This is a genomic window from Sphingobacterium rhinopitheci (assembly GCF_022627575.1).
In the GTDB taxonomy this organism is placed as follows: domain Bacteria; phylum Bacteroidota; class Bacteroidia; order Sphingobacteriales; family Sphingobacteriaceae; genus Sphingobacterium; species Sphingobacterium rhinopitheci.
This window is the reverse complement of sequence record NZ_JADEYQ010000013.1, coordinates 44,943-61,648: the sequence shown is the minus strand read 5'-3', so window position 1 is coordinate 61,648 and position 16,706 is coordinate 44,943. Positions and strand designations below refer to the sequence as shown.

Annotated in this window: 13 protein-coding genes; 9 read left to right on the top strand and 4 right to left on the bottom strand. The window is 36.5% G+C overall.

From position 1 onward, the window contains the following. Positions 1-26 precede the first annotated feature (26 nt). A complete protein-coding gene (gene radC, locus IP023_RS11895) occupies positions 27-713 on the top strand; it encodes a RadC family protein (protein WP_241790588.1) in 687 nt (228 codons plus the stop codon). 57 nt (positions 714-770) lie between these two features. Here the strand turns inward: radC and gap are convergent, their stop codons facing one another. Genes gap through pfkA form a run of 3 tightly spaced genes read right to left on the bottom strand, consistent with a single transcriptional unit; the run spans position 771 to position 3,611 of the window. Continuing rightward, positions 771-1,769, bottom strand: coding sequence for a type I glyceraldehyde-3-phosphate dehydrogenase (gene gap / locus IP023_RS11890; protein ID WP_241790587.1), 999 nt, complete (start codon positions 1,767-1,769; stop codon positions 771-773). A 3-nt stretch (positions 1,770-1,772) separates the two neighbouring features. Next, positions 1,773-2,621, bottom strand: a complete 849-nt coding sequence (locus IP023_RS11885) for a hypothetical protein (protein ID WP_241790586.1) — start codon at positions 2,619-2,621, stop codon at positions 1,773-1,775. 6 nt (positions 2,622-2,627) lie between these two features. Beyond that, positions 2,628-3,611, bottom strand: a complete 984-nt coding sequence (gene pfkA / locus IP023_RS11880) for a 6-phosphofructokinase (RefSeq protein WP_241790585.1) — start codon at positions 3,609-3,611, stop codon at positions 2,628-2,630. A gap of 134 nt (positions 3,612-3,745) precedes the next feature. On the opposite strand from pfkA, the gene IP023_RS11875 reads away from it, so the two are divergent. From IP023_RS11875 to IP023_RS11855, 5 genes are all read left to right on the top strand, one after another. Next, positions 3,746-4,402, top strand: a complete 657-nt coding sequence (locus IP023_RS11875) for an NUDIX hydrolase (RefSeq protein ID WP_317224550.1) — start codon at positions 3,746-3,748, stop codon at positions 4,400-4,402. Between the two features lie 141 nt (positions 4,403-4,543). Then, complete coding sequence (locus IP023_RS11870; protein WP_241790583.1) at positions 4,544-5,146, top strand: TetR/AcrR family transcriptional regulator; 603 nt, start codon at positions 4,544-4,546, stop codon at positions 5,144-5,146. Between the two features lie 4 nt (positions 5,147-5,150). Then, positions 5,151-6,473, top strand: coding sequence for a TolC family protein (locus IP023_RS11865; protein ID WP_241790582.1), 1,323 nt, complete (start codon positions 5,151-5,153; stop codon positions 6,471-6,473). An 11-nt stretch (positions 6,474-6,484) separates the two neighbouring features. Beyond that, a complete protein-coding gene (locus tag IP023_RS11860; RefSeq protein ID WP_241790581.1) occupies positions 6,485-7,543 on the top strand; it encodes an efflux RND transporter periplasmic adaptor subunit in 1,059 nt (352 codons plus the stop codon). 22 nt (positions 7,544-7,565) lie between these two features. Further along, a complete protein-coding gene (locus IP023_RS11855) occupies positions 7,566-10,772 on the top strand; it encodes an efflux RND transporter permease subunit (RefSeq protein WP_241790580.1) in 3,207 nt (1,068 codons plus the stop codon). Between the two features lie 80 nt (positions 10,773-10,852). On the opposite strand, the gene IP023_RS11850 is transcribed toward IP023_RS11855, so the two are convergent. After that, the gene (locus IP023_RS11850) at positions 10,853-11,719 is read right to left on the bottom strand and encodes an AraC family transcriptional regulator (RefSeq protein ID WP_241790579.1); all 867 of its coding nucleotides are present in this window, start codon (positions 11,717-11,719) and stop codon (positions 10,853-10,855) included. 149 nt (positions 11,720-11,868) lie between these two features. Here IP023_RS11850 and IP023_RS11845 point away from each other — a divergent pair, with 149 nt between their 5' ends. From IP023_RS11845 to IP023_RS11835, 3 genes are read left to right on the top strand one after another with little or no spacing between them, the layout of a single operon-like run. Continuing rightward, positions 11,869-13,476 carry a fucose isomerase gene (locus IP023_RS11845; RefSeq protein WP_241790578.1) on the top strand — a complete coding sequence of 536 codons (1,608 nt, stop codon included), beginning with the start codon at positions 11,869-11,871 and terminating at the stop codon, positions 13,474-13,476. Between the two features lie 16 nt (positions 13,477-13,492). Continuing rightward, positions 13,493-15,130 (top strand): ribulokinase, encoded by a 1,638-nt coding sequence (locus IP023_RS11840; RefSeq protein WP_241790577.1) that lies wholly within the window; start codon positions 13,493-13,495, stop codon positions 15,128-15,130. A 12-nt stretch (positions 15,131-15,142) separates the two neighbouring features. Further along, positions 15,143-16,678 (top strand): sodium:solute symporter, encoded by a 1,536-nt coding sequence (locus IP023_RS11835; RefSeq protein WP_241790576.1) that lies wholly within the window; start codon positions 15,143-15,145, stop codon positions 16,676-16,678. The last annotated feature ends 28 nt before the right edge of the window (positions 16,679-16,706 follow it).

Here is a 16,706-nt window from a genome sequence, read left to right as displayed (position 1 = left end):
GAAATAACTTTAATAAGCTATTAATAATGAGTAAATTAGTGATACGTGAATGGGCAGAGTCTGATCGGCCTCGGGAAAAGTTATTAGATCTTGGAAGGAGGGCATTGACCAATGCGGAGCTTTTAGCGATCATAATAGGTTCAGGTTCTATGGATGAGACTGCTGTGTCGCTTTGTCGACGAATACTCAATGATGTAGGTAATAATTTGGGTAATTTGGCAAAAAAGGAAGTGGCAGAGTTATGTAATTTTAAGGGTATAGGTGAGGCCAAGGCTATTTCTATTATAGCCGCTTTGGAGTTAGGACGAAGGCGTAAAGAGGAGAAACAAGCCGATGTAGCCATACTTAATAGTAGTAAAAAAGTGTTTGAATATTTTGGTACACATCTTCAAGATTTACCTCATGAAGAATTTTGGGTTTTATACCTTAATACAGCGTGCAAATTATTAGATGAACAGCTAATAGGGAGAGGAGGTAATGATTTTACGCCAGTAGATATTAGGATTATTTTTCGGTATGCACTGCATTGTAAAGCATCTTCTATGATCCTAGTTCACAATCATCCTTCGGGAACATTGTCAGCAAGCCATGCAGATAATATATTAACCAGTAAAATAATTGAAGCAGGTAAAATAATGGATATAAGGATCAATGACCATATCATATTTACAGACAATGGTTATTATAGCTTTAGAGATGAAGGAATACTTTAAAACAAGAAAGACTAACTCTTCAGTTAGTCTTTCTGTTTACTATAATAATAGGTAATATTAAATGAATTTACCTACTTCTTGCGCTAAGTCAATGATTTTGTTTGAGTAACCCCACTCATTGTCATACCAAGATACAACTTTCACGAAGTTATCATTCAAAGAGATACCAGCTTTAGCATCAAAGATGGAAGTACGAGAATCACCTAAGAAGTCAGTTGACACAACTTCATCTTCAGTATACCCTAAAATACCTTTTAATTCGCCTTCAGAAGCATCTTTCATTGCTTTCTTAACATCCTCGTAAGAAGCACCTTTGTTCAAACGTACTGTTAAATCAACAACAGAAACGTCAGCTGTAGGTACACGGAAAGACATACCTGTCAATTTACCTTTCAATTCAGGTAAAACTAAACCTACTGCTTTAGCTGCACCTGTAGATGAAGGGATGATATTTTGGTATGCACCACGGCCACCTCTCCAGTCTTTCGCTGAAGGGCTATCTACTGTTTTTTGTGTTGCTGTAACAGCGTGAACTGTCGTCATTAAGCCTTCTACGATACCAAAGTTATCGTTTAATACTTTTGCAATAGGAGCTAAACAGTTTGTAGTACATGAAGCATTAGAAACGATGTTTTGATCTGCTTTTAATTCTTTATGGTTTACACCCATTACGAATGTAGGTGTATCATCTTTTGCAGGAGCTGACATAATTACTTTCTTAGCACCAGCATCGATGTGTTTTTGAGCAGTTTCTTGTGTCAAGAAAAAGCCTGTAGATTCGATAATTACTTCAGCATTAACTTCGTTCCATTTTAAGTCCGCTGGATCTTTTTCTGCAGTAACACGGATAGATTTACCATTAACTACTAAATTGCCATCAACCACTTCTACAGTACCATCAAATCTACCGTGTGTTGAATCATACTTTAACATGTAAGCCATGTAATCTACATCTACTAAATCGTTGATACCAACGATTTCGATATCTTTTCTATTTACAGCAGCTCTAAAAGCTAAACGGCCAATACGGCCAAATCCGTTAATTCCAATTTTCATTTTTTAATTTTTATTGATGTAATATTTAATTAAGTTTTGAATAGGCTCCTTGATAATAACTTGAATATTCAAATGATATTCTTTAGCTAAATCTAATAACCATTCTTTATAGTTAAAAGCCACTGATCCTGTCATTCCTATTGGAGCATCAGGATACATGTCAATTAAAGGTAATAGGTATTCTTTGACATACGTTTCTAGTCCTTTTTTTATGAGGGTACTGATATATGCGTCAGTACGATTTTCATATATAAAGTCAGAAAATGAAGTCAAAAAGATATTAGGGTTGGGACTATTGTAGATTTTATCTAAAATACTTTTACGGTCTAAACCGTGTTTATCTACCAATTTTTCTCTAATCCCGTGAGGCAAAGTATCGGTTAAAAAATCCCTTAGTAGATGCTGTCCCATCCAATTTGTTGAGCCTTCATCCGCTAATATATAGCCCAAACCAAAGTTGTTGTCTAATGTTTTTTTGCCATTGAAATATGCCGCATTTGAACCTGATCCAATGATGCCAACAATTCCTTTTTCGTCCCCTAATGTAGATATAGCAGAGGCTTGCAAGTCATGATAAACTTTCGTTTTCGCATTCTTAAAAAAGGATGAAAATACACGTACTATTTTATCTTGTCTTTCTTTAGAAGATGCGCCAGCGCCAAAAAAGAATATTTTCCTTACTTTTTCTGCGTTATATAATAGATTCGTATTTTTATTTAATAGCTGATTTATAAAATTTTCATCTTGAATATAAGAATTGATACCAGGCGTGCGAAATCCATGCAACACTTTTCCTTTATCGGCTATGCGCCAATCTGCGTATCTCGACCCGGTGAAAATTACTAAAATCATATATCTTTATTTGTTCATTACGTTAGCGATTTCCAATAACTCCTCATCCAATTTGAACTCTTTTTTGCTCAATGCTTCTTCCAATGGAGTAGTAATCATTTGATTGCCGCGCAGACCTACGGTTGCTCTAGAATTACCTTTTAATAGTTCATTTACTGCTGTATATCCCATTCTAGTCGCTAATACACGGTCAAAGCTACTTGGAGAACCACCACGTTGTAAATGCCCTAAGATACTAACTTTTACGTCAAGGTGTGGAAATTTTTCTTTAACCTGTTTTGAAATATTGTATGCACCCCCATTTTTATCGCCTTCGGCAATAATAACTATCATGGATGTTTTTTTGCGCTCTTCAGCAAAGCCAATTTCTTCTAATAATTGATCTATTCCAGTTTCTACTTCTGGCAATAATATCGCTTCTGCACCTCCAGCAACACCAGCATTAAGTGCGATGCAGCCCGAGTCACGTCCCATTACTTCGATAAAGAAAACACGGTTGTGTGAGGATGCAGTATCTCTGATTTTGTCGATAGCTTCTATTACAGTGTTATTGGCCGTATCATAGCCTAATGTATAATCAGAACCATATAAATCATTATCGATAGTACCTGGTATACACATTACAGGAATATCATATTCTTTGGATAATATCTCAGCTCCTGTAAATGTACCATCTCCACCGATAGCTACTAAGGCATCAATACCTTGGGCTTTTAAATTTTCAAATGCTTTAGCACGTCCTTCAGGGGTTCTGAATTCTAAGCAACGTGCCGATTTTAGTATAGTACCTCCTTTTTGGATAATAGAACTTACAGAGCGACGGTTCATCTCTACAAAATCACCCTCTATCATGCCTTCATAGCCTCTGTATATACCCGTCACGTCTAAGTCATTATATTTGGCTGTACGTACGACAGCTCGGATTGCAGCATTCATACCCGGAGCATCTCCTCCAGAAGTAAAAACACCAATTTTTGTTATCTTTTTCAAATCAGTATAGTTTTTAGGCAACACGAATATAATGTGTATTTTTTACACTATTAAATTTTTATTGCAATTTTTTTGTTTCTTTTTTATAAATTCGGATAATTGTTTAGTATTCGATATATCTAAAAACTAAAGAAGTGCTTTCATTTTTTACCGTAGACTGCGTTATTCTAACTTTCCATGAGGGAATTTTGAAAATTTTATTAACCGAAAGAAACGAATATCCATACAAAGATTGGTGGGCTCTACCAGGCTATTTTGTGGATAAAGGTGAAGAGATGGAAGATGCTGTGAAAAGAATCGCCTATGAAAGTACAGGATTAAAAGATATTTATTTAGAACAATTAGCTGCTTTTGCCGGGATTAAAAGGCATCCCGAGGGACGTATATTAACAGTTGCTTATATTGCATTAGTCAGGTATGACGATGTCAAAAATAAAATTAAACCTGTTACAAACTATATGCGTCAAGCAAAATGGTTTGATGTAAATAGTTTGCCCGAATTAGCATTTGACCATAAGCAGATATTAAACTTAAGTTTGATTAACCTCAAGAAGAACATAAATTTTTCAATGTCTCCATTTGAATTATTACCTGAAAAATTTACGTTGACCCAATTGCAGCAAATCTATGAAGCGATATTACTTGAGCCTTTGGATAAGCGTAATTTTAGGAAAAAAATCCTTAATCTAGGCTACTTGAAAGAGTTAGAAGAATTTCAAACTGGGGTGTCATATCGTGCAGCAAGGTTATACAAATTGGATAAGAAAAAGTTTCAAAAGCTATTCCCCTAAATTTTAATTTCCGAACTACTTTGTTTTTATTGTTATTTTTTTGTCAAATATTTTTTTTTCTATAAAGATATATACATTCTATAGTTTACCTTTTGTATTTTTGAACAACTTTTGTTAAAAGTCAGAAATTAAAAAGGTAATATGGATAAACGTAAAGAAGGAATAATTGAGGTAGCACTCAAAAGATTTTGCCATTATGGTTTTTCAAAAACTACGATGAATGAGATCGCGGACGATTTGCGTATTACTAAGGCAAATCTTTATTATTATTATCAAGATAAGAGTGCCCTTATTAGTGATGTGATCCGACATGTGGCTAATGATCTAAATAAACAGGAGCAAGACTTTATTGTTAACTACAACCACGATTTTTTAGGTACGTTATTTGGTATGTTAGAATTGAGATCAAATTTTTTGTCCAAATACTATATGTTACATATCAATGAAAATTTGGAATGGATAAAAGGGGTAGAAATTCAAGATCTATTTTTACAGTTACGTAATGAAGAGGTTCAAAAATTGAAATCGTTTTTTAGTATGGCAGTTGAATGTGGGGATGTCAAGATTGATGACCTTGATGAAGTGGCACAGGCATTTTACGAGGTTAATAAGGCCATTGGTATTATGTACAATGTACATGATATTATATCAGGTATACCCAATAAAGAGAATGTAGAAATGATATTGGCGAGTCAAAAACGAATTGCTAAATTAATATTTGAAGATAAAATAGTCACTAATTAATATAATGAAAAGGAATAAAATAATAGCTATTTTTCTAGCTGGATGTTTTGGAATGACCTTTGCCAATGCGCAAGAAGTCTTAACGCTACAGCAGGCTTTAAAGTATGCTTTACAGAATAAGGCTGAAGCTAAGAAAGCTGTCCTTGAAGTGGAAAATGCACAGTACCAAATTGCTGAGGTCAGAGGAACTGCTTTGCCGCAGATTACCGCTAATGGTTCAATCCGTAAAAATGTGATTATTCCAGAAAGCGCATTTGATATTGGTGGTCAAACTGTAACTGCCAAAATGGGTAGACCATGGGTTGGATCAGGTTTATTTTCTTTAAATCAGCAGATTTTTAATCAGACCATATTTACGGGATTAAAAGCTGCTAAAACAACGGAAGAATTTTACGCCATAAATAAAGATTTAACAGAAGAGCAAGTTATCGAAAGAGTAGCCAATGCGTATTATGATGTTTTTCAAGCAAAAATGCAATTGCAAACTATTGATAATAACTTAAATAGCACAACAAAAACGCGTGATGTTATTAAAGGATTAGTTGATGCTGGACTAGGACGCAAAATAGATTTAGATCGTACAACTGTCGCTGTCAATAATTTACAATCTTCTCGTCAAGTAGTCGTTAATGCGTTAGAGTTAAGTGAGAATGCGCTTAAATTTACAATTGGTATGCCGATAGATGAAAAAATCATTATGCCAGAAGAAACATTTGAAGTGAATGCGTCACTAAATACGGAAGCTATAAGTATTGATCAACGTACAGAAATCTTGTTAGCAGAGAAACAATTACATTTATTAAATCTTAATAAGAAATCAAAGATTGCGGATTTATACCCTAAATTATCGTTGGCAGCTGATTTTGGATGGAGTGGATTTGGTGATAGTTCACCGTTTACCAATAGGTTTTCATGGCCTCAAACGTCTGGTATAGGTTTGAATTTGTCTATCCCGATTTTTGCAGGTGGTACTACTAAAGCGCGTATAAATATGGCTGATATACAAATCAGACAAGCAAAAGTAGACTTGGAAGATACTAAGTTAGGATTGTCTTTAGCTAATAATAATGCTAAAACACAAATTAAGAATTCGTTATTGACTATCAATACAAATCGTGCTAATGTGACCTTAGCAAAAGATGTATTGGCCGATACCGAAAATAACTATAGAAATGGTTTAGCAACATTGACAGAATTACTTGATGCTGAGAATGCTTATGCGGAGGCGCAAAACAATCTTACGACGGCTTTATTGAATTATAAAGTTGCCGAAGTTCAGTTGATAAAAGCTAAGGGAGAATTAAAAACATTAGTAAACGAAAAATAATCTAAATAGAAATGAAACGTGGTATAATAACGGTAATTATTATTGCAGCTGCTGGTTTTGGTATCTGGAAAGTATTAGAAAATAATAAAGCTAAAAATGAAGCTGTAACAGCTGAAGCAGCAAAAACAAATCCCTTTGTAGCTGTACGTATTGATACTGTACGCATGGAAGTGATGGATATGCAGTACGTTGCTAATGGTACATTTTTGCCTAAGCAAGAAGTTGTAGTAGGTGCGGAGACAGCGGGTAGAGTAGTTCGTGTCAATGTTCAAGAAGGTTCTTATGTTACTGCGGGGCAAGTGTTAGCTACAGTAGAGGTAGATAAATTGAATGTTAACGTTGCTAATGCACAGGCTAATTATGATAATGCACTACAAAATTTGCAACGTTTTGAGAGTGCTTACAGTACAGGTGGTGTTACATTGCAACAGTATGATCAAGCAAAATTGCAGTTCGAAACAGCTAAAAATAATTTGAAATCATCTAAGCTTTCCGCAAGTGATGCTACTATCAAAACATCTGTTTCAGGCATTGTAAATGCACGTAAAATTGAACCAGGTACTTATGTGAATGCTGGAACTGCAGCATTTGATATTGTTAATGTTTCTTCATTAAAATTGCGCGTGAGTGTAGATGAGAAAAATGTAGTAGGTCTACGTTTGGGGCAATCAGTTCAAGTTGCAGCAAGTGTATATCCTAATAAATCGTTTACAGGAAAAATTACCTTTATCGCACCTAAAGCTGATGGTAGTTTAAATTTTCCTGTAGAAATCGAAGTGCCTAATCCATCTAATGAGTTAAGAGCTGGTATGTATGGTACTGCTATATTTGGTGGTAATGCAGCAGCAGAAAGTGTATTAATAGTACCACGTTCGGCATTTGTTGGTTCGGTTTCTGACAATAAGATTTATGTTTCTAAAAATGGTAAAGCCGTAGAAACAAAAGTTGTTTCTGGTCGTAATTTTGGTAATAATATAGAGATTATTAGTGGTTTAAACGCTAATGATCAAGTGATTGTTTCAGGACAAATTAATTTATTGGATCAAACTGCAATCGAGGTTATAAAATAAATCTTGCAGCTAAAGAATACTTATGAAAATTTCAGAAATATCAATAAAACGTCCTAGTATCATTTTGGTATTATTTATCATCTTGACATTAGGGGGTATTTTCTCATACTCTCAGATGGGATATGAGTTGATTCCAAAGTTTGAGGTAAACGTTATTACAGTACAGACTGTATATCCTGGTGCCTCACCAACAGAGGTTGAAAATACCGTTACTAAAAAGATTGAGGATGCTGTTGCCTCCTTAGAGATGGTGAAGAAAATTGAATCTACATCTATGGAAAATGCTTCTGTAGTAATGATTACATTGAATAATGGTGCTGATGTCAATTTCTTATTAACGGATGCACAACGTAAGATCAATGCTATTATCAATGATCTACCAGATGATGCAAAAACACCATCATTAACAAAATTCTCGTTAGATGATGTCGCTATCATGAGTTTGGCGGTAACTTCTACGCTTACCGAGAAAGAGTTATATGATTTGTTAGACACAAAGATTCAGCCTGTTTTCTCGCGTATCAATGGTGTTGCTAAAGTAGATTTGATTGGTGGTGAGGAGCGTGAGATACAAGTTAAAATTGACCCAGATAAAATTCAGGGTTATGGCTTATCCTTAGCGCAAGTACAACAAGTTATTGCTGCCTCAAACTTAGATTTCCCTACAGGTAATGTTGCTTCTCAAGATACCAGAACTACCATTCGTTTGGCAGGGAAAGTACGTACTATCGACGAGTTACGTAATCTTCCTATCACGTCTCCTTCTGGATCTACGATCTATTTGAGAGATGTTGCAGATATTCAAGATGGTATCACTGAGGTAGAAAAGATAGCTCGTGTAGGACAGAAAAACACGATTATAATGCAAGTGTTTAAACAATCCGATGCCAATGCTGTGGAGGTTTCGAGATTAGTAAAAGAAACTATTGCGAAGAAAGATAAAGAAGGTAAAATAATCGCTGGTGTAGAAAAGGATTATGCAAAGGACAATATTAAAATCGAAGTAGCCAATGACTCTTCAGACTTTACGTTAACTGCTGCAGACAATGTGATTCATGATTTAGTAATCGCTATCGTATTGGTAGGTTTTATCATGTTGTTTTTCTTACATTCATTACGAAATGCAGCGATCACTATGGTGGCTATTCCATTATCATTAGTAGCTACTTTTATAGGTTTATATTTATTAGGGTATACCTTAAACTTGATGTCTTTATTAGGACTATCCTTAGTGGTAGGTATTCTGGTGGATGATGCTATCGTAGTAATTGAGAATATTCACCGTCATATGGAGATGGGTAAAAACAAAGTAAGAGCAGCATATGATGGTGCTTCTGAGATTGGTTTTACCGTTACAGCGATTACTTTAGTTATCGTAGTTGTATTCTTACCTATTGCGATGTCAACAGGTTTGGTGGCTAATATCTTAGCACAGTTTTGTGTAACGGTAATTATAGCTACGTTACTTTCACTATTGGTGTCATTTACTATTGTGCCGTGGTTATATTCCCGTTTTGGTAAATTAGAGCACATTAACAAGCACTCTTTCTTTGGAAAAATTATCAATGGATTTGAGTCAGGCTTAGATAGTTTCACACATAAGGTATCTGAAATTCTTAAATGGTCTCTAAAAAGTCGTCTTAACAAAGTAATTACTTTACTTATTTCGGTTCTTTTATTCTTTGGCTCTGTCGCATTACTACCTTTGGGATATATTGGTTCTGACTTTTTCCCTTCATCAGATAGAGGTGAGTTTTATTTGCAATTTGAGTTAGAAAAGGATGCTTCTTTAGAGAAAACAAACCTATTGACTCGTAAAGCAGAAGAATTTTTAGCGAATAAACCAGAGATAGAGAAAATTATCACTACAGTAGGTCAATCATCTGATGGTGGTATGAGTGCGGCTACAGGGTCTAAATATAAATCAGAAATACACGTGGTGTTGACTGATGAAGCTAAACGTAATGTAGATTCTAAAGTATATTCTGTACAGTTGAGAAATGAGCTACTTCCTTTATTGGTTGGTTCTAAGATTAAGACTGTTCCAGTAGGTATCATGGGAGCGGAGCAAGCACCTTTGAAATTGACGGTGATAGGCTCATCTGTTGAGGACGCGCAAGAATTTGCGGAGAAAGCGGCACAATTGTTACGTGATGTACCTGGTTCGAAGGATGTTAAATTGACGTCTGAGTCGGGTAACCCAGAGATCAATGTTCAGGTAGATCGTGAGAAGATGACTTCATTGGGATTAAATGTTGCCACTGTAGGTGCTACGATGCAAACGGCATTTTCGGGTAATACAGATAACAAATTCCGTGCTGGAGATAGTGAATATGATATCAATATCAAATTTGATGACAAAGGTAGAGCTAGTTTAGAAGATGTTCAGAAATTGAAATTTATCAATAGTCAAGGACAGAATATCACGCTAGATCAATTTGCTGATGTTGCCTATAGTTCAGGACCTTCATTATTGGAGCGTCGTGATAAATCACCTTCCGTATCTGTACAAGGTGGTGTAATCGGTCGTGCAACAGGTACTGTTGCTGCTGAGTGGGAGGCTAAATTCGCAGAGTTGGAGCGCAAGCCTGGTGTTACATATGTATGGGGTGGTAATATGGAGAACCAATCCGAAGGTTTTGGTACTTTAGGTGTGGCATTAGTAGCATCATTACTATTAGTTTACTTAGTAATGGTAGCTTTATATGATAGTTTTGCGACACCATTTGTCGTATTATTCTCTATTCCATTATCATTTATCGGTGCATTGTTAGCTTTGGCATTGACAAATCAGTCCTTGAATATCTTTACAATTTTGGGTATCATCATGTTGATCGGTCTAGTCGCGAAGAATGCGATTATGCTTGTAGATTTTGCCAATCACCGCAAGGAAGATGGTTTCTCAACACATGATGCTCTAGTTGCTGCCAATCACGCTCGTCTTCGTCCTATCTTGATGACGACTATTGCGATGGTATTTGGTATGATTCCTATTGCTATTGCGACGGGTGATGGTGCTGATATGAATAGAGGTTTGGCAATCGTTATTATTGGTGGTCTATTATCGTCGATGTTCTTGACATTAGTTGTCGTTCCTGTAGTGTATGCTATAATGGATAGTTTGCAAAAACGTTTCCAAAAAGGTGAGCCTACTAACTATGCCAAAGAGATGATGGCGGACTATGTTCCAAATGCTGACTTTATCGATGAGTCAGATATCAAACACTAAGAATATTAATAATTATACCATAAAAAAGAGGAGCAGTGATGTTCCTCTTTTTTTATCGTATAATTTCTGAATACGATTAATTATACCTCCTTAGAGAGGTAGTTTTTTTTATAGTCATTTGGGGTTTCATTTTTGAATCTTTTGAAATGTCTATAAAAATTGGAAGTATTTTCAAAACCACTTTCTTCCGCTATAGATTTTACCGGTTGCTCGGTATTAACGAGCAATCTACAAGCATAATTAATTCTAATATCGGTTAGGAAGTCAAAGTATGACTTTTTTGTTGCTGTTTTGAAATACCGGCAAAAGGATGTTACGCTAAGGTTGCTTAGCTCGGCTACATCTTCGATATAGATCTTGTCTTTAAAATTGCTGAAGGTGTAATTAAGGATTTTATTAAGTCTTTTTTCATCTGCTTTGTTCAACTTGCTGGAATCATACTGCGAAGATATAATTTCATATTCTGTTGATGTGGAGAGTAAATTTAGGAGCTTTAGTAATAGGATAATTCTATTCAAATCGGTTGCATTCTTTAGCTTATGCAATATCCGTACTGCTTTGCTTTTGGTCTCCCCAAAGTACAGTAATCCTTGATTCGCCAGGGAGAATATCTTTTGTATTTTTTTCGCCTCTGGTAATGCCAAGAATGCTGTGCCTAATGATTCCGGATGTAGGTGCATAACCATCGCTTCTACATAATCATCGCCCTTATTTTGAATATTACATTTCCATGTATGTGGGATATTAGAACCCAATAATATCAACTCATCTTGTTCAAAGTTATTTATATTCTCGCCTATAAAACGGATCCCATTTCCTTTGATCATATAATGCAACTCTATCTCCGGATGATAATGCCATATTGTTCCAAAGGTTGGCACGATATCATGACGAATACTAAAAGTGTTATTTATTGGTTTGGGAACTTGATGGTATTTAGGTTGCATAATTGGTGCATTAGTTTACAACTAATTTAATAAAGTTTATACATAAATTATATGAATCATGATATTATGTTAGAATAATATGATAATTTTTCAAAGTATATGATGCCCCTATATCATGATATTTGTAATAGATAACCAATTACTATAACATGAAACCAATAGATTCAAAAGAAGTTTATATCGTCAGTAGTGGTGATTTGAGGCCTGCTGCAAATATTAATTGTTGGCCAATGCAACAAAAATTAGAAGGCATGATTAACGAAGCTTTGTATAAACTTGGTTGGCACGCAAAAAGAGCACATGAATATGATCCTGATAAAGGACATGGCTTTATTGATTATCAACATATCGGTATTAAGGTATTTCGTAAAATTGATAAATCTAAACCACTAATAGTTGCCGAAAGTGTATGGCAATACAGCCATCATGTATTAGCAGGATTAATAACACATCAAGCTCCTATACTTATTGTCGCTAACTGGGATGGTACTTATCCTGGATTAGTGGGCGCCCTCAATCTAGTAGGCTCATTGACCAAGGCTGGTGTTCATTATAGCTTCTTGTGGAGTCATGATTTTCAAGATGATTTCTTTAAGGACAAACTTAAGGAGTGGCTTTCTACAGGATCTATTACCCATGATTATTCTCATGTAAGAGATTTTGAAGCCTCCGAAGTGGATGCACAGGACAAGTTGTTAGCGCAGCAATTCGCACAAACAATACGCGATGAGAAGGTAATTATGGGGGTTTTTGATGAAGGCTGTATGGGGATGTTTAACGCCATCGTACCTGATGCTTTAATACATAAATTAGGTATCTATAAAGAACGATTGAGCCAATCCACATTGTACGCCAAGATGTTGACCATTGATGTGGAAGAAGCCGATGTAGTCTTGCAATGGATGCTCCAAAAAGGCATGAAATTTGATTGGGGCACCGACCCGGTAAGCCAACTTACCAAAGAACAAACGATCGAACAATGCAAAATGTATATCGCTGCGCTAAGGTTAGCCGATGAATTTGGCTGTGATACAATAGGTATTCAATATCAACAAGGGTTAAAAGATTTGACAGCAGCGAGTGATTTGGTGGAGGGTTTGCTAAATAATACAGAGCGTCCGCCTGTTTATAATGATAAAGGCGATGAGTTGTACGCTGGTAATGCCTTGCCTCATTTTAATGAAGTGGATGAGTGCGCAGGAATAGATGGTTATATAACCTATCATTTATGGAATTCTCTAGGAATGAATGGCGATAACACATTGCATGATCTGCGCTATGGCGAAAATTATCGTATAGCTGGAAAGGACGAATTCGTCTGGGTATTTTTAATATCTGGTGCTGCACCCGCTTCACATTTTATAGACGGCTATCAAGGTGCCGACAGTTTGAGACAGCCCTCCATGTTCTTCAAGAAAGGAGGTGGTACTTTGCGTGGCATTAGTAGGCCTGGAAGATTGGTGTGGAGCCGTATATATATTGAAGACAATCAATTGTGCTGTGATATAGGGACTGCCCGTGTGGTGGAGCTACCTAAGGAAGAGACACAGCGAAGATGGGACTTGACAGATGGTCAATGGCCTATTATGCATGCTGTACTAGATGGTGTATCGCGAGATCAGATGATGGCGAAGCACAAGGCTAACCATATTCAGGTGGTCTACGTAGCAGATGATTTTGAGGTACAGCGTGCAGCATTGATCAAAGCGAGTACATTGGATGCTTTAGGGATTAAGGTCAATTTGTGTGGTATATAATAAACATCTATCTATTATGCAGGATAAATTAGTCATAGGAATGGATTTTGGTACTGATTCAGCACGAGGATTACTGATCAATCCACAGACTACTGAAGTACTAGCTACAGCAGTCTGTGTGTATAAGCGATGGTCTCAAGGGCTGTATTGTATACCTGAAAAGGAGCAATATCGTCAGCATCCTTTGGATTATATGGAGGCCATAGATGATATATTTACCAATCTATTTGTCGGATTGGAACCTACTACTATTAAGAAGGTTGTTGCTATAGGTACCAATACGACAGGATCTACTCCCGTAGCTGTAGATAGTAATGCTCGCCCATTGGCATTGAGTACCTCCTTTGCGGATAACCCTAATGCGATGTTTGTGCTTTGGAAAGATCATACTGCCAAGAAAGAAGCAATGGAGATTAATAGCCTTGCCAAAATATGGCCTATAGATTATACCTTATATAGCGGAGGTATATATTCCTCGGAATGGTTTTGGTCCAAGATGTTACATGTCAATAGGGAAGACGAAAATGTAAGGAAGCATACTTTTACATGGGTAGAGCAGTCGGATTGGATTCCTAGTTATTTGGCGGGTATATCCAAAGCTTCTAAGATAAAGCGTAATCGCTGTGCAGCAGGGCACAAAGCGATGTGGAATGAAAGCTATGGCGGATTACCTTCAGCGGAATTCTTGTGTGCATTAGATCCAACATTTTATCATTTTGTAAATCGTTTTTATACGGAAACCTATACATCGGATGAGGTATGTGGTAATATATCAAGTTATTTTGTAGAGAAATATGGTTTTGACCCTTCTACAATTGTTACTATTGGTGCTATCGATGCGCACCATGGTGCCGTAGGAGCGGGGTCCCATCCTTACTCTTTTGTAAAAGTAATAGGAACATCGACCTGTGATATGTTGGTGATCCCGAAGGAGGATAATCCACCAATTGTACCGGGTATATGCGGGCAGGTGGATGGTTCTATAGATCCTGGGATGATAGGTTTTGAAGCAGGCCAATCTGCATTTGGGGATATCTATAATTGGTATAAAAATTTTCTATTAAAGCCTATTTATTCCATCTTGGAAGATTCCTTGACCATTGAACAGCAGCATAAATTGGAAGCAGATTTTTTTGATTATATGACTAAAGAGGCACAGCAAATAAAGGTCGCAGAAAGTACCTTAGTGTTTACCGATTTTTTTAATGGTAGACGTACACCTGATGCTGATTTTAACCTCCTTGCTAGTGCTACAGGGTTTAATTTAGCTACTAATGCTGGGCATGTATTCAAAGCCTTAGTAGAGGCAACAGCATTTGGTTCAAAGGCAATCATAGATCGGTTTATTAGCTGTGGCATACCGATAAAATCTGTTATAGCCACGGGTGGAATTCCAAACAAATCACCCTATGTAGTGCAAGTACTAGCAGACGTATTAGGATGTGATATTGACGTCGTAGATTCAAATCAAACATGTGCTTTAGGCTCCGCTATTTTTGCGGCTGTAGCAGCAGGGGTATATGCCACGATAGCAGATGCTAAACAGGTGTTGTCGGCACGAATTCTTAAAACCTATACCCCCAATATTGATAATAAGAATATTTATGATCAACTTTATCATACGTATAATCAACTTACGCTAACCTTAACCTAATTAAACAAATATATGAGCAACCTACCTATTGTTGATCTAGCTGTTATTGTCATTTATCTTTTGGCCATGATAGTAGCAGGGATTTACTTTTCAAAGAAAAATACTACGGCAGATGAATTTACCACAGCCGCAGGGAAAATTCCCGCTTGGGCTGTTGGGATTTCTCTTTATGCGACATTTTTGAGCTCAAATACTTTTTTGGGCGTACCGGGAAAAGCTTTTGGTGCCAATTGGAATGCTTTTGTTTTTAGCTTGTCTATGCCTATTGCAGCGTGGTTTGCGGCCAAGTATTTTGTTCCTTTTTATCGTAGCAATACTGAAGTATCTGCCTATACCAATTTGGAAAAGCGATTTGGTAGTTGGGCACGCAGTTATGCTGTTATTTGTTTCTTATTGACACAAATAGCGCGAATGGGCTCTATCTTTTTTGGAATATCGCTCGCATTACAAGCTTTGATAGGTTTGGATATGGCTTTAATAATGATTGTGGTGGGGATATGTATTATTATATATACTGTACTAGGGGGTATGGAGGCCGTGATATGGACAGAAGTCGTTCAGGGGATTTTGCTCACCATCGGTGCTATTATCATTATAGGATCCTTATTATTCAAAATACCTGGAGGCGTTGGTACTGTTGTGGATATTGGGATGCGTGATGATAAATTTAGCTTAGGCTCTTTTGCCCTCACGGACTTTAGTACTACTACTTTTTGGGTAATATTTTTATATGGTGTATTTATAAACCTTACTAATTTTGGGATGGATCAAAATTATGTCCAACGGTACCATACAGCACCAAATCAAGTAGAAGCTTCAAAATCTGTGTGGATGTGCGTAAAGTTGTATATTCCTATTTCACTACTTTTTTTTATTATTGGCGCTTGCTTATATGCTTATTATGATGTCAATCCTCAATTAATATCCACTGTCAAAGAGCAGGTGGCTCAGGAAAAACTTATGGATAGCAATATATTGGCACCAGCGGATTATGGTGATAAGGTACTTCCTCATTATATGGTTACTCACCTTCCTGTAGGCGTAGTAGGTCTCATAGTATCTGCGATACTGGCGGCAGCGATGAGTACCATTAGCTCGGGGATGAATGCCTCAGCAACTGTTTTTACCGAAGATATCTATAAACGGTATATCAAACCTGATGCTAATGACAAGCAAAATCTACGAATCTTATTATGGATGACAGGCATATTTGGTGCTATAGGGATGTTTGCCGGAGTAGCTATGATTGGTGTAGGTTCTATTTTGGACGCCTGGTGGACATTGTCAGGAATCTTTGCTGGCGGGATGTTAGGGTTGTTTTTATTAGGCCTTATATCCAAGAAAACCAATAATAGTGATGCGCTGATAGGTACAATTGTAGGTATTTGTGTGATTCTTTGGATGACTTTCTCTTATCTAATTCCTCCTGAATATGCCTATTTACAGAATCCTCTACATGCTAATATGATCATTGTAGTAGGTACTTTGGTTATCTTTTTGGTAGGTACCATTAGTCAAAAGATTAGACATAAAACTTTACAACACTAAAAAAATGACTTAAGGACGGTTACCGTTC

Coding starts and splice junctions, on each gene's coding strand:
- radC (WP_241790588.1), top strand. CDS start 27: ATGAGTAAATTAGTGATACGTGAATGGGCAGAGTCTGATCGGCCTCGG.
- gap (WP_241790587.1), bottom strand. CDS start 1,769: ATGAAAATTGGAATTAACGGATTTGGCCGTATTGGCCGTTTAGCTTTT.
- IP023_RS11885 (WP_241790586.1), bottom strand. CDS start 2,621: ATGATTTTAGTAATTTTCACCGGGTCGAGATACGCAGATTGGCGCATA.
- IP023_RS11870 (WP_241790583.1), top strand. CDS start 4,544: ATGGATAAACGTAAAGAAGGAATAATTGAGGTAGCACTCAAAAGATTT.
- IP023_RS11865 (WP_241790582.1), top strand. CDS start 5,151: ATGAAAAGGAATAAAATAATAGCTATTTTTCTAGCTGGATGTTTTGGA.
- IP023_RS11860 (WP_241790581.1), top strand. CDS start 6,485: ATGAAACGTGGTATAATAACGGTAATTATTATTGCAGCTGCTGGTTTT.
- IP023_RS11855 (WP_241790580.1), top strand. CDS start 7,566: ATGAAAATTTCAGAAATATCAATAAAACGTCCTAGTATCATTTTGGTA.
- IP023_RS11850 (WP_241790579.1), bottom strand. CDS start 11,719: ATGCAACCTAAATACCATCAAGTTCCCAAACCAATAAATAACACTTTT.
- IP023_RS11845 (WP_241790578.1), top strand. CDS start 11,869: ATGAAACCAATAGATTCAAAAGAAGTTTATATCGTCAGTAGTGGTGAT.
- IP023_RS11840 (WP_241790577.1), top strand. CDS start 13,493: ATGCAGGATAAATTAGTCATAGGAATGGATTTTGGTACTGATTCAGCA.
- IP023_RS11835 (WP_241790576.1), top strand. CDS start 15,143: ATGAGCAACCTACCTATTGTTGATCTAGCTGTTATTGTCATTTATCTT.